Source organism: Pseudomonas sp. 05N434 (assembly GCF_056396965.1).
On record NZ_JBFTMK010001139.1, the window covers coordinates 1 to 444 of the forward strand.

At 55.0% G+C, this 444-nt stretch carries 1 protein-coding gene; it reads left to right on the forward strand.

Translation table 11 applies throughout. The features are described from left to right. Window positions 1-18: 18 nt before the first annotated feature. The coding region (locus AC1DLB_RS32115) for a Gfo/Idh/MocA family oxidoreductase (RefSeq protein WP_477786550.1) at window positions 19-444 on the forward strand (426 nt) is incomplete at its 3' end.

A 444-nucleotide genomic window follows, 5' to 3' on the forward strand; every position in this document is an offset into this window, starting at 1 on the left:
CGCCAGGAGTGAGTACACATGAAAGTTGCGTTACTGGAGGTCAGCCATTGGCATGTCCCGCTGTATCTGAATGCTCTTGAGACCAACGGGGTCCAAGTGGTGGCCGTATCGGATTCGGAGCACGTGAAGGGTGAAGCAATTGCCGAGCGATTCAAATGCGCGTTGTATAGCTCATCCTATGAGTTGCTTGAGCGCGAGGAGGTCGATTTTGCTTTCGTGTTCGGCAGGCATTCGGAAATGCCGTCGCTGGCAGAGGCCGTGATTGCACGAAACATTCCCTTTGCCCTGGAAAAGCCCTGCGGCATCAACATGGCACAGGTCACACGGCTACGTGAGCTAGCCGAGCAAGCCAATCTCTACTGTGCTGTACCGCTGATCTTCCGCATGAGTGAACTGCTTGGCGCACTGCAAGATACTGAGGGACGCTTGCCTGCGGACTTCAAC